Origin of the sequence: Leeuwenhoekiella sp. CH_XMU1409-2 (assembly GCF_037029365.1) — a bacterium.
Classification (GTDB): Bacteria; Bacteroidota; Bacteroidia; order Flavobacteriales; family Flavobacteriaceae; genus Leeuwenhoekiella; species Leeuwenhoekiella blandensis.
Window position 1 is genome coordinate 148,356 of record NZ_JAYMEI010000006.1, and the last position, 23,952, is coordinate 172,307.

Sequence of the window (23,952 nt, forward strand, 5' to 3'; positions counted from 1 at the left end):
GATATTTACGATGAAAAATTCAACTTCAAAACTTACGTTTTTTGCAGCATTTGTCCTTTTTTGTGGAAGCATGTTTGCACAACAAGACCCAGAATACACGCAGTATATGTATAATATGAGCGTGATAAACCCTGCTTATTCTTCGGTGAATAAAGCAAAAGTAGGAGCCTTATACCGCGCACAATGGGTGGGAATAGACGGTGCTCCTACTACCGCCACCGTCTTTGGACATTTACCTATGTCAGACAATGTAGAATTAGGTTTAAATCTGGTTCACGATGAGATTGGTGATGTGGTTCAGGAAACCAATTTAAATGCAGATTTTGCTTATAAATTACCAATTCAGGAAAATGCAACCTTGGCCTTAGGTCTTAAAGCTGGTGCTTCTTTTTTTAGTACTGATTTTAGCCGATTACAATTAGGAAGTGGAGCTCCGGCAACAGATCCTTCTTTTGCTCAGAATATCAACCAGACCTACCCTACCATTGGTATTGGTGCATATTACTTTTCAGAAAGCTATTACATAGGACTTTCAACGCCAAACTTGGTAGCTTCAAGACATATTGAAGATGAAAACGGAGTGCAACGCTTAGGTAGTGAGAATACGCATTACTTCCTGACCGGAGGATATGTTTTTGAACCTTCTTCAGAATTTCAGATCAAGCCTTCTTTTATGGCGCGCTGGGTAAACGGTGCTCCGGTGAGTATCGACCTTAACGCCAATGTACGATTCTATCAACGTTTTGAAGCAGGTATTGGTTACCGCCTCGACGACGCTGTTACCGGGATGGTCAATTTTGAGGTAACACCGGGTGTTCGCGTAGGCTACGCTTACGACTATACAACATCAAACCTTGGTGAGTATAACAACGGTAGTCACGAAATCATGCTGCTGTTTGATTTTGATATTTTTGGTAAACTACCTTCTTACCGCAAATCACCTCGCTTCTTCTAACCTACAACTACGACTATGAAAAATTATACGCTACTATTTATTCTACTAGCCGTTTGTCAAGTAGGATTATCACAGAGCAAAACGCTTGAAAAAGCCAATAAACTTTTTGCAAGCCAAGCTTATGCAGAAGCTATTGAAGCTTACACTGCAGAAGATGAATTAGATGCTGATGCAACACTAAATCTTGCTGATGCTTACTATTATATCGCTGATGCAGAAAAGGCAGTTCAATATTATGACCAAGCCTGGGAACTCAATGAGGGCAGATCTCCTGAAGCGCATTTTAGATATGCAGATGCATTAAAACGCAATAAAGATTACGATCGTGCCAATGCAATTTTAACCAATTACACAGGGACCAACGTAGATATCCTAAAAGCTATGGAAGCCAATGATCTTGAAGTTTCCCAGTTTTTTATGCCACAAGTAGTAGATGCTGCTTCGGCTTATGACGATTTTGGTGCTGCGTATTATGATAGGCAGGTGGTTTTTGCCTCTAACAGAAATGCCACAAGACCGTTGTATCCTTGGACGGGTAAACCTTATCTAGACCTGTATTACGGAAAAATAAACGGTTCTGCTATCACAGACGAGGGTGAGTTTCCGGGAGCGATTAACACTGATACGCACGAAAGTAATGCAGTTTTTACTTCAGACGGACAAAAAATGTACTTTACACGTACCAGCAATAAATTCAAAAAAGTTGATGGCGCAAAGGTAGCTCCGCTTCAATTATTCAGTGCCGAATTGATAGCTGGAAAATGGGATAATGTACAAATGTTACCTATTAGTTCTGATGTATATTCGGTAGCGCACCCGGCTTTGAGTGCAGACGAGAATACGCTTTACTTCTCGAGCGATATGCCTGGAGGCTATGGTAGTTTTGATATTTACAAAGTCTCAATCGAGGGCGAAAGCTTTGGAACACCGGTTAATTTGGGTGAAAATGTAAATTCAGACAAGCTTGAACAATTTCCTTACATTTCTGAAAATGGAAATCTTTATTTTGCCTCTAACCGCGCTGAAGGTTTAGGCGGCTTGGATCTGTACAGCAGTGATCCGCAAGGAGATTCTTTTGCTGAAGCCTACAACTTAGGAAGTTCTATTAACTCAAATGCAGATGACTTTGCGTTGATTATTAAAGAGCGCCAAGGCAGCGGATTCATGTCATCAAACCGAACCGGAAAAGATAAAATCTACAGTTTTGAGACCTTTCCTAATTTAAATTATCAGATCATAGGTAATGTTGACGATAAGAAAACCTTAGAGCCACTTCCAGGCGCTGAAGTGACCTTGTATCGCCCGTCTACAGGAACTACTCAAAAAACGATCACAGAAGCAGATGGCAGCTTCAAATTTGAAGTACGCCCGAACAGCTTGTATAAGGTTAAAGCAACAAAAGCATTGTATGCTCCTGTAGAAAAAGAAGTAAAGATTGAATATGCTCAGAATACTAAAACACTAATCAAGCTTCAAATGTCGGCCTACGCAGATACCGAAGATATTGTAGCGGTAAATGATCGTAATCAATTGACTCAGGTCAAACTTGAGAAGATCTATTTTGATTTTGATAAAGCAAATATTCGTCCAGATGCTGCAACTACATTAGATAAATTGGTTGCTTTAATGAAGAAATACCCTGAAATGAATGTTGAAGTAGCATCGCATACAGATCAGCGTGGTCCAGAAGATTATAATTTACAACTTTCTCAACGCAGAGCACAGTCTACTGTTGATTATATCGTTTCTAAAGGAATAGATCGCAGCAGGCTTAAAGCGCAAGGTTATGGTGAGCAAGATCCTATCAATGCGTGTCCTTCGGGAGATTGTACCGAAGAACAATTCGATGAGAATCGTAGAAGTGAATTCACGATCTTGAAATAAGACTTTTAAACCTTAAAACAAAAAATCCCGTTAGCGCAGATGCTAACGGGATTTTTTTGTTTGTTAAAATTAAGAATTATAAACCACTGATATAACTTCCGTAGAGGTCTTTAAAACGCATACCATCGGTCATTCGGTATTTACTCAACTTCTTGAATTCAACCAATGCCCAAAGAATAAACTCTTTCATAAAATACTGATCTTCCTTCGGTAAATCAGGTTGATGTGTATCGATCAAATTTTGCAAGGGTATTACCGAATCAAGCATTTTCTTATACTCTTCTTCGGTTAAATCGTCTAACAACTGAAAGTCGCTTTGGTCAAAAAACCAAGTGACCACCTCATCGTACGGACTTTTCTCATTTTGCTTTTCTAGCTTTTTAATTTCAGGAAAATAAGTCACAAAAAGGGTTTGAATGGCATCACCAATTAAAGTATGTGCAACCGAAGCCGCTCCCTCCTGCTCTCCTTCATAAACCAATTCTACCTTACCGGTAATCGCCGGAATCATCCCCATAAAATCACCAAGACGCACCGTAGTTTTATCATCTCCTGCCATCAACGATCTACGTTCTGCAGTACTTAAAAGGTTTTCAAAAGCGGTGATACTCATACGCGCACTCACGCCGCTTTTAACATCAATATATTCACTCTCTCTAGCTTCAAAACTTATTTGCTCCAAGAGATCTTTAGCCAAAGAAGGCACATAAACCTGTTCTTCATTACGGCCGTCGCGTTTTGCTTCCTGTTCTGTGATCGTACGCGCGATTTCAATATTCTCAGGATAATGCGTCAAGATCTGAGAACCGATACGGTCTTTTAACGGAGTAACGATGCTTCCGCGGTTGGTATAATCTTCAGGGTTTGCTGTAAATACAAACTGAAGATCTAGCGGTAAGCGCAATTTAAATCCGCGAATTTGAATATCTCCTTCTTGCAGAATATTGAACAAAGCCACTTGAATACGTGCTTGTAAATCTGGCAATTCATTAATCACAAAAATGCAACGATTAGCACGAGGAATCATCCCAAAATGCAACACACGGTCATCTGCATAACTCAATTTCAAATTTGCAGCCTTGATAGGATCTACATCACCTATTAAATCGGCTACCGTCACATCAGGAGTCGCTAGCTTTTCAGCAAAACGTTCTTCACGATGCAGCCAAACAATGGGCGTGTCATCTCCCTTTTCGGCGATCAATTCTTGAGCATAGCGGGATAAGGGCTTTAGCGGATCATCATTTAACTCTGAACCTTCAACCACAGGAATCCACTCGTCTAATAATTGTACCATCAAACGCGCCAGACGTGTTTTTGCCTGCCCGCGAAGCCCTAAAAGATTGATGTTATGCTTTGATAAAATAGCACGTTCTAACTCTGGGATCACGGTATGTTCATAACCGTGTATTCCTTCAAAAGAATTTTTACCTGCTTTTATATTGTTTAACAGATTAGCGCGAAGTTCTTCTTTGATACTTCGGCTCTTATAATCTGATTTCTTTAGCTCACCTAGGTTTTTAATTTCTGGTTTACTCATAGTTTACTGTTAGTTTTATCTTTTTCTAGCGTATTCTCTTCTTTCTGTTTGTTTCATAATCCTCAAAGATCATTTCACCAAGGCCTTGCAGACCGGTATAAAATGCTTTCCCTTGATTGGCCTGTGTAAATTGACGCACAAACTTCATCAAGTAAGGATCTTGAGCGATCATAAATGTAGTAATAGGAATCTTCACTTTGCGTGCCTGACTCGCCATACTGTAGCACTTATTAACGATGTACTCATCAAGCCCCACACTGTTTTTATAGTAAAAGCCATCTGGCTCTCGCACACAACTGGGCTTACCATCGGTGATCATAAAGATCTGCTTGTTGGTATTACGCTTACGTCTTAAAATATCCATTGCGAGTTGTAAACCTGCAACCGTATTGGTATGGTAAGGACCTACTTGTAAGTACGGTAAATCTTTGATTTTAATAGGCCAACTGTCATTACCAAAAACGATAATGTCTAAGGTGTCTTTAGGATAGCGTGTGGTTATCAATTCGACTAAAGCCATCGCTACTTTTTTTGCCGGAGTAATGCGATCTTCCCCATACAAAATCATACTATGGCTGATGTCTATCATCAACACCGTACTCATTTGCGCTTTAAATTGCGTTTCTTCTACAACCAGATCCTTTTCGGTAAGGTCAAAATTGCCTATTCCGTTATTGATTTGTGCATTCTTAAGACTTTCGGTCATTGAAACGCGTTCTAGAGCGTCACCAAAGCGATATTCCCGGTACTCACCGGTATGTTCATCACCCCGTCCTACCCTATTGGTTTTATGATTTCCGGCTCCGCCACGCTTCAGTTTACCAAAAATCTGATCCAGTGCACGCTGTCTAATAGCGCGTTCGGTTTTTGCGGTGATCGACATTCCACCATTACCGTCAGGTTCAATCTCCTCGCGGATGTAGCCTTTGTCCTTTAATTCCTGTACAAAATCGTCGAGCGTGTAGTCGTCATTGGTCAAATTGTATTCTTTGTCTAACTCCTTCAACCAATCCATCGCTTCATCAAAATCTCCTGATGTATGCGTGATCAATTCTTTGAAGATCTCAAAAAGTTGATCAAATAAGGATTGCTCCGGAGCTTCGTAGCTTTTAAATACAAATCCCTTTCGTAATGTTTCCTTTTTCATAGTGTACTAAAATTAACGCATTTTGAATTCTAAACCTTGAGAAGTCTCTTAAAATCTAGGTTTCTTTCTAAGTGAAGCTGCAAAAGCGAATGTATAGACAGGTTCTTTTTTTCTGAAAACTCAAAACCAAAAAAACCCTTCATTGCTGAAGGGTTCTAAATACTAATCACTTATGCGCTTATGATTTTGGCATCACCACAGCATCAATTGCATGGATTACTCCGTTTGAAGCATCAACATCGGTCATAATTACTGTAGATTTATTTCCTGCTGCGTCGGTTAAAATTACATTTTCACCTTCTAGTGTTGCTGTCAATTCTCCGCCTTGTACTGTAGGAATTGTAAAGCTTCCGTCATTATCATTGATTGCTTTTACGACATCTGCCGCCATATATTCTCCTGAAACTACATGGTATTTTAAAATCCCAGCTAATTTTTCTTTGTTTGCCGGCTCGACTAAAGTAGAAACGGTTCCTTCAGGTAACTTGTCAAATGCTGCGTTGGTTGGTGCAAATACTGTAAATGGACCTTCACTGTTTAAAGTTTCTGCTAATCCAGCTGCCTTTACCGCGGTCACTAAGGTGCTAAAGTCCTCATTTCCCATTGCGATCTCTGCAATGGTTTCTTGTTCTGGCATGGTGGCTTCAGTTGAAACATCGGTTGTTTCCATTGCTATCTATTCTTCAGTCATCGTTTCTTCAGATGTATTCTTTTCATTGTCTTTACAAGAAGTGAATGCTATAGAAGCAATCACTGCCATACTTAATACTAACTTTTTCATAGTTCAATTTTTTGATTATTAATTTTGTTTAAATATATCCACAGAAACTTAAACAAAACGATTCGATGCTCTAAGCTTTTGTTAATTGTAATTTATTTATGTTAAAAGCTTCAATATTCCTTGGGGTGCACAATAAACATTTGGTTTTTCTTAACTTAGAGCAAACTTTACACAGACTTAATGAAAAAACTATTACTTCTTCTCTTGCTAAGTGTTTCTGTTACAGGAATATCTCAAAAATTAAATCTTGATCTTTTAAAAGATATGCAACCGCGTAATGTAGGTCCTGCCGGAATGAGCGGGCGTATTACTGCTATTGACGCGGTGACAGACAATCCTGATATTATTTACGCAGGTTCTGCTTCTGGCGGTCTATGGAAATCAACTTCAGGCGGTGTTACCTGGAAACCCGTTTTTGAAAATGAAGCTACTTCATCTATCGGTGCGGTTGCGATTCAGCAATCCAATCCTTCTGTGGTTTGGGTAGGAACCGGTGAAGGAAACCCGCGAAACAGCCTCAATGGTGGATTTGGTATCTACAAATCTCTAGACGGCGGTAAAACCTGGAAGTGTATGGGACTTGAAAAGACCAGACACATCTATCGCGTGCGCATCAATCCGTCAAACCCAGATATTGTCTATGCTGCTGCAATAGGATCGCCTTGGGGCGAACACGAAGAGCGTGGGGTTTACCGTACACAAGATGGTGGTAAAACTTGGGAAAAAGTACTTTATGTAAATGATAAAACCGGTACTGCCGAGTTGGTTATGGATCCTACCAATCCCAACAAATTGATTGCTGCGATGTGGGAGCATAAGCGCGATCCTTGGTTCTTTAAAAGTGGTGGCGAAGGCTCTGGTTTGTACATTACCTATGATGGTGGCGATACCTGGAAAGAAATCACTTCTGAAAACGGCTTGCCCAAAGGTGACCTAGGAAGAATGGGACTTGCCATTGCTCCAGGAAAAACTAACGTCGTTTATGCTTATGTAGAAGCTAAGAAAAACGGATTGTATCGTTCTGAAGATGGTGGGGAAAACTGGAAATTGGTAAATGACAATATGAGTGAGATAGGAAACCGTCCTTTCTACTATGCTGAAATCTATGTCGCTCCCGATAATGAAAACCGCGTATATAGTGTATTTACCTATGTAAATGTTTCTGAAGATGGCGGTAAAAGCTTTGAAGAACTGATGCCTGCTTATGGCGTAGATAACGGTATTCACCCAGATCATCACGCGTTCTATATTCATCCTGAAAACACCGATTTTATGATGGATGGTAACGACGGCGGTTTAAACATCTCTCGTGATGGCGGTGAGACCTGGCGTTTTGTTGAGAATATTCCCGTTGGTCAATTTTATCATATCGCAATAGATAATGAATTTCCTTATAACGTTTACGGAGGAATGCAAGATAACGGAAGCTGGCGCGGTCCTGCCTATGTCTGGAAAGCACAGGGAATTCGTAACAGTTATTGGCAAGAGATCTCTTTTGGTGACGGTTTTGACGTAGTGCCAGATCGGGACGATTCACAATATGGCTGGTCTATGAGTCAGCAGGGTTATGTAAGTAGGTACGACTGGATCACAGGAGCTAATTACTTAGTAAGACCTACACATCCTGATCCTGAAGTTGAACTTCGATTCAACTGGAACGCTGCTATTAATATCGATCCTTTTGATAACAGTACACTTTATTTTGGTAGTCAATATGTGCATAAATCCACAGATAAAGGACTTACTTGGGAAGTAATTTCACCCGACTTAACCACCAATGATCCCGAAAAACAAAAGCAAAGCGAAAGTGGTGGTCTTACGATGGATGCTACCGGAGCTGAAAATCACACCACTATTTTAGTGATAGAACCAAGTCCGGCAGAAAAAAATATGATTTGGACCGGTTCTGATGATGGTAAAGTATATTACACACAAAATGGTGGTCAAGATTGGACTGATGTATCTAAAAACCTAAAAGGTCTTCCTGCAAACAGCTGGATCGCACAGATCAAAGCTTCAGCGACTAATAAAGGTGAGGCGCTCTTGGTAGCCAATAATTATCGCAGATTTGATTATACACCTTATGTATATAGAACCACAGATTATGGTAAAAGCTGGACGCGCATTGTAGACAGTGAAGATGTGGGTAGCTATGCGCTGGCAGTTTTGGAAGATAAAGAAGAACCTAACCTGATGTTCTTAGGGACAGACGACGGTTTATATGTTTCTATAGATGCAGGTGCAAACTGGCAAAAGTGGACCAACGGGTTCCCTACAGTTCCAGTAAAGGATTTGATCATTCATCCAAGAGAAGATGATTTAGCTATTGCCACTTTTGGTCGTTCTATATGGATTCTTGATGATATCAAACCATTGAGAAAGCTCGCAGCCAGTCAAGATCTCGTAGCAAATCTAAATATGGATGAAGGCACTGTTCTTGAAGTGATACCGCCTGCAGACACCTATCAAAACGCCTCTCAACAACCTACCGGAGGCCGATTTGGCGGAGATGCAACATATAGCGGAGCAAATCGTGCTAGCGGTGCTTTTATAAAGTATGTCTTTAATCCAAAAGTGAAAGCAGAAGAAACTGAAAAGGATGAAGCATCCTCATCAGAAACGGAAGAAGCTTCTGTAAAATGGGACAGTATCGTACTCAATATTTACGATAATGAGCGTCTCATTCGTACACTTAAAACCAAAGCTCCTGATTCTGCGGGAATGTACAATTTTAGATGGTTTCTTGATGAGAAAGGTGTAGACCGCCCGTCACGTCGCATAAGGGAGCGCAACTGGGAACCCGGTGGTGCCACAGTAAAACCGGGCTCTTATAAAGTAGTTATGAGCTATGGAAGCATTGAAGATTCAGAAACTATAACGGTGAAAAGCGATCCTCGTCTGGATATTTCAGCACAAGCTACTCAAGAAATTTATGAGGCCGAAAAGCATTTGGAAAGCTTAACACAAGTGGCAGCAGATGCGGTTAAACAACTTGTCGAAAGCAAGAATATTGCAGAAGATTTTATTGCCGATCTTAAAAAGGCCGATAAAGAAACCTATAAAGCTCAGATTGACAGTTCTAAAGCAATTGCTGAAAAATTAGAAGAACATATCGCAGTGTTTTTAGGCAAAGAAGATGATCGCCAAGGTATTACGCGTAATGCTGAAGTAACCGTTCTTAACAGAATTTACCTCGCTAGTAGTTATGTAGGTAGCCGTCCTAACGGACTTACCGCTACAGAAGAGCAGCTGATCACTCAGGCTGAAAAAGATCTTGAAGCCGCTTTAGAAAAAGTAAATACCTTCTTTACCGAAGAATGGGCAACCTATGAAAGTGAAATGAAACAAGTAGAACTCTCTCCTTTTAAAGAAATAAAAACTTTTAAAGTAGAATAGTTCTTGTGTTACCAGAATTACAAAATCCCGAAAAAATTTCTTTTCGGGATTTTTTATGTTTATTCCGCTTTGATGATTCCTTGTTGTTTGGAATGTTCGATAGCCTCAGTGCTTTTCTTGAAGTAACAGGTGGCGACTTGCATACCTTCAATATTATTAAGAACAGCATTGATTTTTTCCTTCTTATGATTTTCGGTTTGCCGTAGATATACCGCTCTAATATTCATTGGAAACATTTTACAAATACGCTCGTAGATATAAGCATCTTGCTGCGAATCATCACCTAACAAAACATAAGATTGCTGCGGATAGAATGAAATAATATCCTTGATCTTGATAAACTTGTGATCGTGATTACCTCCTCCAGTTTTAAGAAAATCGGTGATTCCTGTTTTTATACTTTTCAATTTAATGACGGCCTTGGGCAATTCTTGCAATTTGGCAAACTGCACTATAAAGTTGTATAAATTCCATTCGCTGCTGGAGACATAAAAGAAAGAGTTTCGGTTTCCTTCCTCATTATGTCCGCTCGTACTTAATGACTGATAATGCCTCACAACATCTTCAAAGGTTTTACGGCTGTTTACATTGCGCGCCAACATCACATATAGTTTTTTAAAAATGTTTCCGCTGTGCGAAATCAAAAAAGTATCGTCGATATCAGAAATAATGCTCAATTCACTTTCAAAGGGTTTTAAGAATTCGGCTTTTTCAATAATGCCATATTCTTCCTCTACGGGATTGCAGGTAATCTCATAAGTATGCCACCCACTTTTCAGGTCATTTTTATAGGGCACGTTGAACCTGAAAAATCCGTCATCCATTGTTCGCGTAGTCACATCGATGTCTTTAAAACGCAATCGTACACTTACATTCTTGAGTGGCGAAATACGAAACATATGTAAAACCGAAAATGCATGCTTAAAGCCTTTTTTATCAGATTGATACTTGTCTGGCGCCCACGATTTAAAAAGATGGCCAAAAACCACAAGTTCTTCATCATTGGCATAACCACGATACAATTGGAGGTCGAGTTTCACGTAATTGGTATTTTGTTAACGAAATGAGATTTTGAAAATACCTAATTTTAAATCGAAATCGACTTAATGAAAACACAAAAGAATATTTTACTGGTCATTAACCCTATTGCAGGAGGAACTGATAAACGTCCAATCATCAAGGCTTTTAAAGAGCAAGTTGCGGCTCAAAATAAGGAAAGTCACGTCTATGAGACAACCGGTAAAAACGATAAAGAAGCCATTCAAGAGCTCGTTTCTAGCAAGCAACCTGATCGCATTTTGATTTCTGGTGGTGACGGGACGATACGCGAAGTTGCCGATGCCATAAAAGGTGTTTCTGTCACCATTGGTTTGCTTCCGTCGGGGTCTGCAAATGGTTTGGCGACTAATTTTGACATTCCGGAGGATCTTGACAGACAGTTAGCTATTGCGCTTGGCGAAGAATACATCGATATGGATTTGCTTGATATCAACGGCTATACGTGTTTACATATTGCAGATCTGGGCGTTAACGCTCAACTTGTTGAAAACTATGAAAAGTCTGAAATACGAGGCAAACTGGGCTATTTAATACAAGCTTTCCCTACCCTGCTGAATAAAGATTTCCCTTTTAAAGTGAGCATCGACTGTGATGGAAAAATCTACCAAGAAGAGGGAATTTTAATAGGCATAGCCAATGCCAATAAATTTGGTACAGGTGCAACCATTAATCCAACCGGAAAAATGGATGATGGGATTTTTGAAGTTTTGGTTTTCAAAAATTTCAGCGTAAAAGGTATTTTAGAGACCTTTTACGATGATGCCCATTTAGATCCTGACTTTGTGAAAGTTATTCCGTGTAAAGCGGTGAAGATCAATGCCGAGAAACCGATCGCCTTTCAAATAGATGGCGAATTTATGGGTAAAAAAGAAACCATTCACGCAAAAATGACATCAGATAAATTGCGCATTGCAATTCCAAAAAGCTTTAACCACTAGTTAACGCTTTTGTTAAGCTTATCTTTAAATCTTTGGCTGGGCCTGCTCAAAGTTTTATTTTAGTTGCTGAATTAACTAATCACACGTATTATGAAGAATTACGCAATACTTTTTTCTCTAGCCCTAACCTTAGGTTTTACTTCTTGTAAAAATGAGAACAAAGAAAAAGAGACCGAAACTGAAGAAATGACAACCGAGACTACCGAATTACAAGAAGCTCCGGCTGAAGTAAAAAAATTAACGGTAGCCTTAGATTCAAAAAGCGGAAGCACTGCTACAGGTAGCGTTGTTTTTACCGAAGAAGATGGTGAAGTTTCTATGACTGCTGTTTTTGAAGGTTTAGAACCGGGAATGCACGCAATACACATCCACGAGAACGCAGATTGCTCTGCAGATGACGGTACTTCTGCCGGAGGTCACTGGAATCCAACTAAAGAGAAACACGGTAAGTGGGGAGATGCTGAAGGATATCACAAAGGAGATATAGGTAATTTTGAAGCCGATGAAAACGGTAACGGAACAATTACAACAACTACAGATGAGTGGTGTTTAGATTGTGAAGATGAAACCAAAAATGTTGTTGGTAAAGGAATTATCGTACACCAAGGTGCAGATGATTTTACAAGTCAGCCTAGTGGTGCTGCAGGAGCACGCGTAAGCTGTGGAGGAATTATTGAATAATCATATTCACAACATTTGACAAGCAAACTACCTCAGGGCAAACTCAGGAGGCATTGATTAGATACAAATTTTCAGATTCAAGTCAAGTCTCAAAGTATTGAACCCTTTAACGGTAGCAATAAAATTAAGCAGCCTTCGGGCTGCTTTTTTGTGTTATATTTAATACATTTAAAATCTAATAGCCCTTTATGCAACCTGATGAATTAATTCTACGATTACAGCAAAAAGACGAGAAAGCTTTTGAACGTTTATACACGCTGTATTCCGAAAGTATCTTTGGTGTGATCAATAGTGTTCTTCACGACACTGAAGCCTCAGAAGAAGTACTGCAAGATGTTTTTATAAAAGTCTGGGATAATTGTGAATCCTATTCTTCAAAAAAAGGTAGATTTTTTACGTGGCTTCTCAATATAGCACGCAACGCAGCCATTGATAAAACACGGTCTAAATCGTTTAAAAACCAAAAGAAAAACCTTACTCAGGAATATTTCGTAGATATACTTGAAAACAAAAACAGTTTTTCTACAAAGGTTGATGCGATAGGAATTAAAAAGTATATTAAAAAAATAGGCGAAGATTGTAAAAAGGTAATCGACTTATTATTTTTTAAAGGGTACACACAAAAAGAAGCTTCAGAAGAATTAGAGATACCCCTAGGTACGATTAAAACCCGCAACAGACTCTGTATTAACAAACTTAGAGCTATATTGGTTAAATAAAATGGATATTCAAGAATACATAGAATCAGGTATCTTAGAGCTATATGTTTATGGCGCTTTAACTGCTGCAGAAAGTGAAGAGGTTTCTAAAGTGCTTAAACAGTATCCTGAAGTTGAACAGGAAGTCGAACAGATAGAAGCTGCACTGCAGCAACTTGCGACTGCAGCTGCTCCTTACAATCCTGAGGAGATGCTTGCGGTTATAAAATCAAAACTTCAGAATAAAGACGGCGTGGTACAGTTGCCGGCAAGCAGATCGCAACAAAGAACACGTTTGCTATCTTTTATAAGCGTTGCGGCTTCGGTAATATTCCTCATCGGAATTTTTATCTTACTCAACCGTACTAACAACTTGCGTGATGAGTTACGTGTTGTAGAAATCGAAAAAACAAAGCTCGAAAGCAAACTTCAATTTTCTGAAGATGCGCTTACCGAGACTAAAGAAATCTTAGCGGTTATACGAGACCCACAAGTGACAAAAGTTCCTTTAGCCGGGCAACAGATCGCACCAGACGCATATGTAAATGTATTCTGGGACAAGAGTTCAAACAAAGCATATATTGATGCCTTAGGTCTACCCGAACCTCCAGAAGGAATGGTTTACCAAGTATGGTCGCTTACGTTAGATCCATTAACTCCTACGAGTATGGGACTTCTGGAAAACTTTAGTGAGGATGAGAATAAAATATTTGCGCTAGAAAATCCAAATCAATCTCAGGCATTTGGTATTACGCTAGAACCAGCCGGTGGTAGTGAAACACCAACAATGGAACAACTCTATACCTTAGGTGTTGTAGAAAATAATGCTTAGTAAACGACCTCGAGTTATTAAGCCCTTTGGCGGCGCCAATAGTTGAATACTAAAAAGCCTCTCAATTGAGAGGCTTTTTTATGTATTGAATTGAGTGTCGATTTTAATCTGAAGAGCTTTCTTTTGAGATTTGGGCATAAAAAAAGAATCACCTGCCTTCTCCAAAACAAGGTGATTCTTCAACTAACAAAAAATCCAAAAAAACTAATCAACTAACCAATTGATAATCTTCCTTTCCATATTCTCCAAAATAAAAGAGATTTGGATTTTTCAATTGTAAAAAAGTTAAATGCCCAGTTTAACTTATTTAATACATTTACGTAATAGAAAGAAATACGGTTTTCATCAGGTTCACTTTTTTTAAAACAAAAAGCGAATAAAATTTTAAAAAACTGAAAATCAATATTTTAAAATTTAAAAAATCAAATAAAATTTTATGAACCCTTCATCTTCAGGATGGATAAATAAACACCAACCGGTCATCAATCGCTTCCTAAACGCGCAGGAAATCAACGCTTCTGAGTTTTATGAACTTGCGCTAAGATCTGGTTTCCTCTACGGTGTTTCGGTGTCATCGATTACATACGGAAAGAAGGAACCGCTCAAATGGACAGAAATTGAGCGTACCAAACTCAATTTATTTGATTGCCTGTACTATACCTATTTCTATAATCAGCGAGATGAAAGCGATTTCTATACTGAAGTCTGCGCGTTTTATGAACAAATAAACCCTAAACACGCTTCTTACTTCTCTTCATTTTCAAAAAGTAAGCCCGGTGCGGCTACATTAGAAAAAATCATTCAAGAACGCGTACAAACTAATGAAGCGCGTTTTGAAAGAAATTTCAGCAATCTTATAACCAATGCATTACTTTTTCTAGATGTCATTGCATTTGAGCAATATTTAAAGAATAAAAGCGATCTGAAAAACTACGCGGCCGCTCTTGAAGCCGGACTGATGAATATCATCTGGATCGCGCTGATGCAAAAAGAAGAAAAAGAACAATACGATTATTTACTGCTTAAGCTTTTTGAGAAGTCCTTGCGGTATACCAAAGCTATAAATCAAGAGGCGCAGTCACTCGATGATTTATCGCTAGCCCCTTTTCAAACGCTTTTTGAAAAACGTTATGCTTTAGACCTTGGTGCGCTGGCACTTTGGGATGATCATAAATTAGATAAAACCGAATTTCTTTTTTTAAATAGGTTGGGGAACTTGCTTCAATTACCCGAAGAAGTGCTCAAAGTGTCAACCACGCACGTTCTTGATTTTATACATTCTAATCACGATCGCATATCGTATCTCAATTACAGCAATCCGGTACGCCACTTTTACACGCAGACCAGTGATACGGTAAAACGACTTATTTTAAGAAATAAAAAGCGTTTACTTCAAGAACTTTTAGAAAGTAAAGATCTGGTGATGTTGCTGGGACAATCTACCTATCGCGATTTAAATAAAGCTGAAAAAAAGCAGGTAAAAGCACAGCTGCTGGACATTTGTAAAAGCATTCCTTCTCTTGCTATTTTTATGCTTCCGGGAGGAGGTGTTTTACTTCCACTTCTTATAAAATTCATTCCAGAATTGTTGCCAAGTGCTTTCAATGATAATCGCATTGATCCTTCAACAGAAGACAATTCTTGATCGCAGCCTCAAAAGCTTTCTGTTAACAGTTTATCAAATAGACGCAGTATAATAAAGTTATTTAGGAAATTCGCCTATGCTCAAAATTATAACGCGTTCCAGACTATTTATCGCCAACCTCACCGGTAAGATAGGCTTCTACCCTTCCCTTTTTGCTTTGGGAGGTTTGGTTTTTGGTTTTGCCATGTTGTATGCTGAAGATCGCGGCGTTTCTTCATTTTTGATCGAAAATGCACCGCAACTGGTCATCAACGATGCCGAAACAGCGCGCACATTGTTAAGCACATTCATTGGCGGAATTATTTCGCTTATGGTGTTTAGTTTTTCGATGGTAATGATCTTGCTTAATCAAGCCTCTAATAATTATTCGCCACGTATTCTCCCCGGTTTAATTTCAAACAAAAAACACCAGAATGTTTTAGGCTTTTACATCGCAACGCTTATTTATTGCATCCTCATCCTGTTAAGTATAAAACCTACTGATGATAAAAATCAGTTACCAGGTTTTGCTGTGCTGGTTGGGATTGTTTTGAGTATGCTGGTTTTAGCCTTATTCATCTATTTTATTCATTCGATTTCTGAAGCGATTCAGATCAACAAGATTATAGAATCGATTTACAACAGTGCAAAAACGCGCTTGCAGCAACTCATCTCAAAAACAGATGATGCTTTGAGCAAAGAAGATTTTCCTTCAAGTGAAGACTGGGATGCCATTGAAGTGAATCGTACGGGATACTTTCAAACTATTGCGGTTGATGCGTTACTCGAACTTTGTAACACCTATGATTGTAGTGTTGAAGTTAGTGTACCTAAAGGAACGTTTATTCTTCAGGGAATTCCTATCGCCAAATGCAGTAAAGCCCTTGATGACAAGCAAAAAGAACAATTATTAACGTGTTTTGGTTTTTCGCGCAGCGAAATTGTAAGTCACAATTACATCTTAGGATTTAAACAACTTACAGAAATTGCTATAAAAGCGATGAGTCCGGGAATAAATGATCCCGGAACAGCGATTACCTGTATTGATTATCTATCAGAATTGTTTGCGCTACGCCTTAAGAAGGAAGATTTCAGCTTTATCAAAAATCAGGAAAAGCAGGCCGTGATAAAACTACGTACTATTGATTTTAAAGAATTGATCTATTTCGTTTTTGCACCCTTACGGGCTTATTGTAAACACGATGTAATCATGCTGCATAAAATGTTGACAGCACTCTACTTTTTACAACAAAGCCATAGCGTGATCGAGAATTCTGAAACTATAATCATTGACGAAGCAAACCGAATTCTAGAAGACGCCAAGGCAGGAATAACGAATAAAGAAGATCTTAAAGGAGTTTTTGATATCAGAAATAAAATGGCAGCAATTAACAGCACCCAAAAGAAATTAGTTGCATTAGATCATTAGGAAAGCCAAAGTTTAAAATCCTTAACGCGCTCTCTGCTAACGATAATTTCTTGATCATCTGCAGCCTTCAGTTTAAGTTGTAATCGGGAATTGGTATAACTTATAATATCCTGAATCGCATTGATATTGATATAATATTTTCTGCTAACTCTAAAAAAGACATCAGGTGCCAACTCATCTTCTAAGGTTTCTAAAGTGGTGTCCAGCAAGTAATCACGCTTATCTGTAGTACGCGCATAAGTGCCTTTATTCTCGCTGTAAATACAGCATACATCCTCAATATTGATCATTTTGATATGTTGACCAATTTTAACCGTGAATCGTTTTTTATACTCACGTTCCACAGGATTTACACCTAGAAGCTGTCTGATATCATCAAAATTGAGTTTTACATCTTGCTTCTCGGGCTGTTGCTTTTTAAATTTTTCTACGGCTGCTTCTAGTTCTTCATCGTCTATAGGTTTTAATAAATAATCGATGCTATTGAGCTTAAATGCTTGTAGCGCATACTCATCGTATGCAGTCGTAAAAATGATCGCACTGCTAACTTCTACCGCATCAAAAATTTCAAAAGAAAGACCGTCGCTCAATTGAATGTCTAAAAAGATCAAATCTGGATGCTCGTGGTTTTTAAACCAATCGATCGCCTCTTCTACCGAATTGAGTTGCGCAAGTACATTCAACGCCAATGCTTCAAGCATTCTTGATAATCGGCGTGCGGCCGGTTTTTCATCTTCAATAACCAGTACATTCATAATTTACAGTGCTTTTATTCCCATTTATTGATATCAGCTTGTTTTGCCTCTTCGCGTTCCAGAAATTCTTTGATCTTTCGGTTTTCCCAGTTTTTATATGACCTATTGATAAAATTACCTTTATTTACTACAATAAAATGAATTCCAACGCTAATTCCCCAGACTACCAACATAATAACCGGCGACCACCACGGGATGTAACTGCTTATGGCTCCGCGGTCAAAAAGACCAAAATAAAACAGTAAATATGCCGAATTTACCACAACATAAACCAGTAAATGATTGTACCAGCCTTTAAGATCTTGAACGTGTTTTTGCGCACGCTCAAATGAGGATTCTTGCTCGTTCATAACTTTTGTGTTTCTTATTCCCATCTTCCCATATTTGATTGTGACTTAGAATCGCGCTCCATATATTCTTTTATTTTGCGTTCTTCCCAGTCTTTACTAATAAACGGATTCCAGTCAAATGCCTTGGCTGCTTGAAATATTAAACCCAATCCCCATCCAAATGCTGCCCATAAAAACCAAGGATGGCGCAGTTGATCAACCCAATAGTTTAAAGCGGCTAGTGCGCCAATTACGATCACATAGCTGATGAGGCTACCATAAAACTTTTTGATCTCTTTTACTTTTTCTTTAGCCTGAAGGTATCTGTTTTCTTTATCAAAATTTTCCATTGCTGAAGGTTTTAATGATTAATTACAATTCAAAATTGCTAGAATTACAACAGGAATAAAACTTAGTATTACCCGATTGTCATTTTTGATTGCTGAACTGTAGTTATTTGTTTTGATCTTTACGCATAAGCTCTCTTATCTTACGCTCCTCCCAGTCTTTGCCTAAAAATGGATTCCATCCAAAAACCTCCGAACCGTGAAAAAGTACGCCCAATCCCCAACCCAAAGCAGGGAAAATCGCCCAAGGAAAACGTGTCGTATACATATTTAAAAGAATGAGACCGGGAATGATGAGACAATAAAGCCCCAAGTTGATGTAGAAGCCTTTAAGTTCTTCCACATGTTCTTTTGCCATCGCATATTTTTTGTCAGAAAGGTATTGCTCGGTATTCATAACTGCTGTTTTTAATTGACGAGTAAGTTTTGGTATTTTGATTATAAATTCTAATTCTGTTTTGCTTATAAGTACATCCCGTTGTGTCAGGAGTCCATAGCGCTGTCTGATGTTGATAAGCCCTACTCCGCTGCTTTTTGACATCACTTTTTTAGGCTGAAGATTATTACGCACTACCAGATAATCGGCTTCTTCTTCAATACGTATATAAAGCTTATGATTGCCGCTTACCACATTGTGTTTTACCGCATTCTCCAGCAGCAATTGCAAAGCCAGCGGGACCACTTTTGCATCAGCATCTTTTACCGCTTCCGGAAGTTCAAAAACGATACTGTCTTCATAACGCATTTTAAGCAAAGTCATATACGTTTTAGCAAAGGCCAGTTCTTCACCTAAAGAAATGAGCTCCTTATTTTTCTGCTCAAGTACATAACGATACACTTTTGAAAGGGAGGTCGTGAACTTCTGCGCTTGTATCGGGTTTTCTTCAATAAGACTGGTGAGTACATTTAAACTATTGAATAAAAAATGAGGATCTAGCTGATTTTTTAAAGCATCAAATTGTGCCGAAGCCGTACCAGCAATGATCTTTTGCTCCTTTACCTGACGTTCTTTTTTATAGCGATAATAAAAGAAGAAGTAAAAAATCGCATTACAAACTAAAGCCACCACAAGTGGAATACTATAGTCGATGATCTTTTCTTCAGTAATAAAATACGTGATGCTCATACCATATAGCACCACGATAATAAACAACCGAATGAAAAACACCCCAACAACAGTAACCACAACACTTGCCGGAATGGCTTTTACCAGATGATTGTAGGTATAAAGCGAAGTTTTGTATTTGTCAAAGAAAAAGGTGAAGATCTGCATATTTAGCAAATACAGTACCACAGAGTATAGCATGCTAATCCCAAAATCCTCTGCAAGCGCAGCGTTGAATTCCAAACCGCCGCCACCCAGCAGGTGTATCGCAAGAAAGACTACATAAATAGCACAACCTACGATAAATGCTTTACCCAATTCCTTTAAAAAATATGTCATAATTGTTGGTATTCAAAGATGCGCACACCCAGATTCATTCCTGCTTTAAAGGTATCACAATCTTTAAAAATCAAAGCAGTGGTTTGGGCAGGTACATTTAGGCTGTTTCTTTCGCATTGATGAAGTGCTTCAGTATCGTTGTTGATACCATTTACTGAAAGTAAAAGATCTAAGGCCCAGATTAAAATTCTTACCATAATTGTTAGTTTCTTGATTCTTGAGCAAAGATTTAAAATAAGCCTCCTACATTATAAGAAAACGTACTCAACTGTAGTATTTGAAGACTCAACTGTAAATGTGCAGAACGTTAACAATCACACAAAAACTTTTGGCGCTCAGCATATTTAATAATTTTGTTTAAAACCTACACCCTAACCTATGCTTACCCGCAGATTATCATACTGTTTTTCAATACTTTCAATTCTTATTTTAGGCGATTCTTGTGCCAGTAAGCGCACTCAATTTCGCAACGCACAAGACGAAAAAACTCCACTAAGAACAGATAGTTCAAACTATCGCAGCATTTATATGTTGGGCAACTTAGGCGCCGACAAAAAAGGGCCTAATGCATCGCTTCTAAAAGCATTTACAAGCTTTCAAAAAGAACAGGCTCAAGAGGATGATTATTTGATGATTTTAGGAGATAATGTGTATGCCAATAAGCTAGAACAAGAGAATAACAAAAGTCAGTTACAGGAAATAATAAGTCTGATCGAAGACTTTAAAGGTGAAACCTTGATCATTCCCGGGGAAAATGATTGGAATGATCACGGCGTAGATGGTCTGGAAAAAATTGAAGATTTTATCGAAAAACAAATGGGCAAAGACAATCATTTTCAACCTGAAAATGGCTGTCCCATAGAACAAATTACTGTTGACGACGAAAATGAGATTATCATTGTAGATTCGCAATGGTATATTGAGGATTGGAGCAAAGATGCCGGCTTTAATGATAAATGCAACATTAAGACCCGCGAACAATTCATCACCGTTTTAAAGGATGAGGCGCGCAAAGTAAGACACAAGAACATTCTTCTGGTAATGCATCACCCCTTATATTCTAACGGAATTTACGGCGGTGAGATGAGCACGCGTGCGTTGTACAGACCTTCTGCTGAAAATGCATTTGTCCCATTTGCTGGTTTTCTATGGGCGTTTGCAAGAACACAAGGCGGAATTTCAAAGCAGGATCAATTCAATCCGTTGATGAATGACTTGATGACCGAAATTAAAAAAATGGCGATCGATCTGCCACGCCTGTTTGTCCTCTCTGCTCACGAGCATTCTATGCAATACATCGAAAATGAAAACATACGCCAGATCATTTCTGGTACCGGCAGTAAAACCGAATATGCGCGGTTAGGGAAAGACGGTTTATTTGCTTCGGTGCAACCGGGTTTTACTGAATTGCGTTTGTTTGAGAACGGGGCTACTTCCGTACATTTTTATGAGCTTAATGAAGAGCAACAACTTGTAGAACGCTATGCCAAAACCGCCTATGAGCAACCACAGCCGTATCCCGTAGACTCCTTACCGGCAAGATTCAGCACTACAGAAAAGGCTAGCATTTACCCAAAAGAAGATGTTACTGTTTCTAAGCGTTACGAGAAGTTTTGGGGTAAACATTACAGAGATTTATACGGTTTAGAAATCAATGCTGAAGTCGCCGTTATCGATACGCTGCACGGCGGTCTTGAAGTAGAACGTGCCGGTGGCGGACATCAAACCCAATCGCTTAGACTCGTTGATAAAGAGGATCGCGAGTACAATATGCGCGCTTTAGCAAAAGATCCTTTTTCCTTTTTAAAGTCCTCGGGTTATGATAATCTTGATGCTGAAACGTATTTTTCGGGTACGATTCCTGCGCGAATTATTGAAGATTTTTATACCGCTTCACATCCTTATGGTGCTTTTGCAATTCCTAGATTAGCAGGAGCTGCAAACCTCAACCACACGCATCCTAAAGTATTTTATATACCAAAACATAAAATGTTAGGCGATTTTAATGAAACCCACGGAAATCGACTTTATATGGTCGTAGAAAAGCCTGATGACGACTTTAACGGGGAACATATGTTTGGTTTTAACGATGATGTTGAAAGCACAGCAGATTTGTTTGAGGCGATTCGGGAAGATGAAAAAAATCAGGTGGAAGAACAAGATTATATACGCGCCCGTGTTTTTGATATGCTTGTAGGCGACTGGGATCGTCACGAAGATCAATGGCGTTGGGCAGAGCGTGAGGACGATGATGACGTGGTTAATTTTATCGCCATCCCACGGGATCGTGACCAAGTATTTTCAAAGTTTGATGGCTCGTTTATCAAAACCCTGCAAAAATTTATGCCGGGAACACGCGAACTCGGTAATTACGGACCTGATATAGAATTTGTAGAAAAATTCAGTGAAAGCGCCATCAACCTTGATCGCGCGCTACTTCAGAAAACTAATAAAAGTGACTGGCTAGAGGCGGTACGCTATATTCAAGAACACATTACTCCAGAAGTAGTCTCAACAGCCTTTAAAGAAATGCCTAAAGAAGTTCAGGATGAGGATTGGTTGGCTTTACAAAGCGATTTGTTAAAGCGAAAGGACAATCTCACCAGTATTGTAGAGCGCTACTACGACTACTTTATCAAGTTTCAAACCTTGAAAGGTACCGACAAGGATGATCACTTTTACATCACCCGCAATGCAGACGGAAGCACTACCATAAAAGCCTATCGTATCAAAGATGGAGCAGACGGCTATGAGTTATTTAATCGAAACTTTAATCCTGATGAAACCAAGGAAATATGGATTTACGGTCTGGATGATGATGACGTTTTTACAGCTAACGGCCCGGGAACCGGTAAATTAAAAATCGTGATTTCCGGAGGACAAGACGAAGATGTTTACGATTTAGAAAACGGAAAAGGCATAACCCTCTTTGACCAACCCGAGGACAACGAAATCAAAAATTTAGGAGGAGCGCGTAAGCGTTTCAGCAGTGTTTATGAGAATCATATTTATGACTCAGAGCGTCGCCCGGAAAGTGCGAAGAAAATAGGTTTAGCATTGCCCTATAATCCAGATTGGGGGCTTGCTCCGCATTTAAGATTTGCAAGTCAAAAAATGGGTTTTGAACGTCATCCTTTTACTTCTCAATTTGTAATAGATGCTCAATATTTTTCATTGACTCAGGCTGCAATTTTTAAAACTGAATACCATTCGGCAAATCTATTTCCTGAATGGAATCTAAAAATTGCCGCTCTGGCAACTACAAATAATTACACCGAAAACTTTTTTGGCTTTGGAAATGAAACAACAAATACAGCTTCAAATTTTGATACAAATCGGGTATTCTTACAAAAGTTTGAGGCTGAAGCAGGCGTGTATTACATCGGAGAATATGGTAGTTCATTTGAAACGAGCATCGCTTATCAAAATTTCAATATTGAAGAAACACTTTCATCAAAACTACTTAACAACCTGAATAACAACAATAACATCACTTTAAATGCTATTTATTCCTACAAGAGTGTAGACAACTCAAATTTTCCTACAAGAGGAATGCATTTTAAAGCTTCAGGCTATTACAGTGATCATTTAGACAGCGAAGAAACCGTATTTGCTGCAGACCCAAAAATCACGTTTTGGAATGCTATAGACACCTCGAGAGACCTGGTTTTAAAAAGTGAAATCGCCGGTCAATTACGATTCGGTAATGCAATTCCCTTTTATCAATCGGCACAATTAGGAGGTGATTCCGGATTGCGAAGTTATCGCTTAGATCGGTTTACAGGAGATCAGGCGTTGCGCGGTTCGGCAGATTTACTCTACAAAATTAAACCTTTAAAAACGGCTATTTTCCCTATTCAATCCAGCGTATTTGTAGGTTATGATTTGGGACGCGTTTGGTTCAATCAGGAAGCATCAGAGGTTTGGCACGACAGCTACGGTGGCGGAATTAATTTGAATATGGGCGGTTTTTTCAATAGTAGTTTTGGTTATTTTACAGGGAGTGAAGGTGGCAGGTTGCAATTCAGTATTCGTTTTGGAAATTGAGAGTTCTTCCCTAGCTTTTTAGGAATGTAACCCTAGTTACCCAGTGAGTGGACAAGCTACCCTATC

General features: G+C 39.0%; 19 protein-coding genes. 10 read left to right on the top strand and 9 right to left on the bottom strand.

The annotated features are described in order from the left end of the window. The first annotated feature begins 10 nt into the window (after window positions 1-10). Together WA338_RS08480 and WA338_RS08485 are read left to right on the top strand one after the other, a co-directional pair. Window positions 11-955, top strand: a complete 945-nt coding sequence (locus WA338_RS08480; RefSeq protein ID WP_336093004.1) for a PorP/SprF family type IX secretion system membrane protein — start codon at window positions 11-13, stop codon at window positions 953-955. A 15-nt stretch (window positions 956-970) separates the two neighbouring features. Then, window positions 971-2,839: an OmpA family protein gene (locus WA338_RS08485; protein ID WP_009779908.1), complete on the top strand. Its 1,869-nt coding sequence runs from the start codon at window positions 971-973 to the stop codon at window positions 2,837-2,839. A gap of 76 nt (window positions 2,840-2,915) precedes the next feature. Here WA338_RS08485 and WA338_RS08490 read toward each other — a convergent pair whose 3' ends face one another. The 3 genes from WA338_RS08490 to WA338_RS08500 all read right to left on the bottom strand — a co-directional run bounded on the left by WA338_RS08490 (window position 2,916) and on the right by WA338_RS08500 (window position 6,196). Further along, window positions 2,916-4,379 carry a magnesium chelatase gene (locus WA338_RS08490; RefSeq protein WP_336093006.1) on the bottom strand — a complete coding sequence of 488 codons (1,464 nt, stop codon included), beginning with the start codon at window positions 4,377-4,379 and terminating at the stop codon, window positions 2,916-2,918. A 25-nt stretch (window positions 4,380-4,404) separates the two neighbouring features. Next, window positions 4,405-5,526 carry a vWA domain-containing protein gene (locus WA338_RS08495; protein ID WP_009779906.1) on the bottom strand — a complete coding sequence of 374 codons (1,122 nt, stop codon included), beginning with the start codon at window positions 5,524-5,526 and terminating at the stop codon, window positions 4,405-4,407. Window positions 5,527-5,704: 178 nt separating this feature from the next. After that, the gene (locus WA338_RS08500; protein WP_336093009.1) at window positions 5,705-6,196 is read right to left on the bottom strand and encodes a fasciclin domain-containing protein; all 492 of its coding nucleotides are present in this window, start codon (window positions 6,194-6,196) and stop codon (window positions 5,705-5,707) included. Window positions 6,197-6,487: 291 nt separating this feature from the next. Here WA338_RS08500 and WA338_RS08505 point away from each other — a divergent pair, with 291 nt between their 5' ends. Continuing rightward, window positions 6,488-9,703, top strand: a complete 3,216-nt coding sequence (locus WA338_RS08505) for a VPS10 domain-containing protein (RefSeq protein ID WP_009779903.1) — start codon at window positions 6,488-6,490, stop codon at window positions 9,701-9,703. A 59-nt stretch (window positions 9,704-9,762) separates the two neighbouring features. On the opposite strand, the gene WA338_RS08510 is transcribed toward WA338_RS08505, so the two are convergent. Further along, window positions 9,763-10,743, bottom strand: coding sequence for an App1 family protein (locus WA338_RS08510; RefSeq protein WP_040532658.1), 981 nt, complete (start codon window positions 10,741-10,743; stop codon window positions 9,763-9,765). A 66-nt stretch (window positions 10,744-10,809) separates the two neighbouring features. Here WA338_RS08510 and WA338_RS08515 point away from each other — a divergent pair, with 66 nt between their 5' ends. The 6 genes from WA338_RS08515 (at window position 10,810) to WA338_RS08540 (ending at window position 16,964) form a co-directional block, all read left to right on the top strand. After that, entirely contained in the window at window positions 10,810-11,700 is an 891-nt protein-coding gene (locus WA338_RS08515; protein ID WP_273016203.1) for a diacylglycerol/lipid kinase family protein, read from the top strand. A gap of 90 nt (window positions 11,701-11,790) precedes the next feature. Continuing rightward, window positions 11,791-12,381 carry a superoxide dismutase family protein gene (locus tag WA338_RS08520; RefSeq protein ID WP_009779900.1) on the top strand — a complete coding sequence of 197 codons (591 nt, stop codon included), beginning with the start codon at window positions 11,791-11,793 and terminating at the stop codon, window positions 12,379-12,381. Between the two features lie 188 nt (window positions 12,382-12,569). Next, on the top strand, window positions 12,570-13,100 hold the full coding sequence (locus WA338_RS08525; protein ID WP_009779899.1) for an RNA polymerase sigma factor: 531 nt from the start codon (window positions 12,570-12,572) through the stop codon (window positions 13,098-13,100). A gap of 1 nt (window position 13,101) precedes the next feature. Next, entirely contained in the window at window positions 13,102-13,911 is an 810-nt protein-coding gene (locus tag WA338_RS08530) for an anti-sigma factor (protein ID WP_009779898.1), read from the top strand. Between the two features lie 436 nt (window positions 13,912-14,347). Next, complete coding sequence (locus WA338_RS08535) at window positions 14,348-15,556, top strand: LETM1-related biofilm-associated protein (protein WP_009779897.1); 1,209 nt, start codon at window positions 14,348-14,350, stop codon at window positions 15,554-15,556. A gap of 76 nt (window positions 15,557-15,632) precedes the next feature. Continuing rightward, complete coding sequence (locus WA338_RS08540; RefSeq protein ID WP_009779896.1) at window positions 15,633-16,964, top strand: DUF2254 domain-containing protein; 1,332 nt, start codon at window positions 15,633-15,635, stop codon at window positions 16,962-16,964. On the opposite strand, the gene WA338_RS08545 is transcribed toward WA338_RS08540, so the two are convergent. From WA338_RS08545 to WA338_RS08565, 5 genes are all read right to left on the bottom strand, one after another. After that, on the bottom strand, window positions 16,961-17,719 hold the full coding sequence (locus WA338_RS08545) for a LytR/AlgR family response regulator transcription factor (protein ID WP_009779895.1): 759 nt from the start codon (window positions 17,717-17,719) through the stop codon (window positions 16,961-16,963). The two genes, WA338_RS08540 and WA338_RS08545, sit on opposite strands and share 4 nt — an antisense overlap. Before the next feature lie 14 nt (window positions 17,720-17,733). After that, entirely contained in the window at window positions 17,734-18,093 is a 360-nt protein-coding gene (locus tag WA338_RS08550) for a 2TM domain-containing protein (protein ID WP_009779894.1), read from the bottom strand. Next, window positions 18,084-18,398 (bottom strand): 2TM domain-containing protein, encoded by a 315-nt coding sequence (locus WA338_RS08555; RefSeq protein WP_009779893.1) that lies wholly within the window; start codon window positions 18,396-18,398, stop codon window positions 18,084-18,086. The genes WA338_RS08550 and WA338_RS08555 overlap by 10 nt, the downstream gene beginning before the upstream one ends. A 103-nt stretch (window positions 18,399-18,501) precedes the next feature. Further along, window positions 18,502-19,839: a 2TM domain-containing protein gene (locus WA338_RS08560; protein WP_273016195.1), complete on the bottom strand. Its 1,338-nt coding sequence runs from the start codon at window positions 19,837-19,839 to the stop codon at window positions 18,502-18,504. Beyond that, entirely contained in the window at window positions 19,836-20,036 is a 201-nt protein-coding gene (locus WA338_RS08565; protein ID WP_009779891.1) for a hypothetical protein, read from the bottom strand. The genes WA338_RS08560 and WA338_RS08565 overlap by 4 nt, the downstream gene beginning before the upstream one ends. Window positions 20,037-20,217: 181 nt before the next feature. Here WA338_RS08565 and WA338_RS08570 point away from each other — a divergent pair, with 181 nt between their 5' ends. Further along, entirely contained in the window at window positions 20,218-23,886 is a 3,669-nt protein-coding gene (locus WA338_RS08570) for a hypothetical protein (RefSeq protein ID WP_273016193.1), read from the top strand. The last annotated feature ends 66 nt before the right edge of the window (window positions 23,887-23,952 follow it).

Excerpts from the sequence above, each read along its gene's own strand:
- WA338_RS08505 (WP_009779903.1), top strand. The coding sequence starts at position 6,488 with ATGAAAAAACTATTACTTCTTCTCTTGCTAAGTGTTTCTGTTACAGGA.
- WA338_RS08525 (WP_009779899.1), top strand. The coding sequence starts at position 12,570 with ATGCAACCTGATGAATTAATTCTACGATTACAGCAAAAAGACGAGAAA.
- WA338_RS08555 (WP_009779893.1), bottom strand. The coding sequence starts at position 18,398 with ATGGAAAATTTTGATAAAGAAAACAGATACCTTCAGGCTAAAGAAAAA.
- WA338_RS08565 (WP_009779891.1), bottom strand. The coding sequence starts at position 20,036 with ATGGTAAGAATTTTAATCTGGGCCTTAGATCTTTTACTTTCAGTAAAT.
- WA338_RS08520 (WP_009779900.1), top strand. The coding sequence starts at position 11,791 with ATGAAGAATTACGCAATACTTTTTTCTCTAGCCCTAACCTTAGGTTTT.
- WA338_RS08535 (WP_009779897.1), top strand. The coding sequence starts at position 14,348 with ATGAACCCTTCATCTTCAGGATGGATAAATAAACACCAACCGGTCATC.
- WA338_RS08545 (WP_009779895.1), bottom strand. The coding sequence starts at position 17,719 with ATGAATGTACTGGTTATTGAAGATGAAAAACCGGCCGCACGCCGATTA.
- WA338_RS08550 (WP_009779894.1), bottom strand. The coding sequence starts at position 18,093 with ATGGGAATAAGAAACACAAAAGTTATGAACGAGCAAGAATCCTCATTT.
- WA338_RS08485 (WP_009779908.1), top strand. The coding sequence starts at position 971 with ATGAAAAATTATACGCTACTATTTATTCTACTAGCCGTTTGTCAAGTA.
- WA338_RS08540 (WP_009779896.1), top strand. The coding sequence starts at position 15,633 with ATGCTCAAAATTATAACGCGTTCCAGACTATTTATCGCCAACCTCACC.
- WA338_RS08560 (WP_273016195.1), bottom strand. The coding sequence starts at position 19,839 with ATGACATATTTTTTAAAGGAATTGGGTAAAGCATTTATCGTAGGTTGT.
- WA338_RS08495 (WP_009779906.1), bottom strand. The coding sequence starts at position 5,526 with ATGAAAAAGGAAACATTACGAAAGGGATTTGTATTTAAAAGCTACGAA.
- WA338_RS08500 (WP_336093009.1), bottom strand. The coding sequence starts at position 6,196 with ATGGAAACAACCGATGTTTCAACTGAAGCCACCATGCCAGAACAAGAA.
- WA338_RS08530 (WP_009779898.1), top strand. The coding sequence starts at position 13,102 with ATGGATATTCAAGAATACATAGAATCAGGTATCTTAGAGCTATATGTT.
- WA338_RS08480 (WP_336093004.1), top strand. The coding sequence starts at position 11 with ATGAAAAATTCAACTTCAAAACTTACGTTTTTTGCAGCATTTGTCCTT.
- WA338_RS08490 (WP_336093006.1), bottom strand. The coding sequence starts at position 4,379 with ATGAGTAAACCAGAAATTAAAAACCTAGGTGAGCTAAAGAAATCAGAT.
- WA338_RS08515 (WP_273016203.1), top strand. The coding sequence starts at position 10,810 with ATGAAAACACAAAAGAATATTTTACTGGTCATTAACCCTATTGCAGGA.
- WA338_RS08570 (WP_273016193.1), top strand. The coding sequence starts at position 20,218 with ATGCTTACCCGCAGATTATCATACTGTTTTTCAATACTTTCAATTCTT.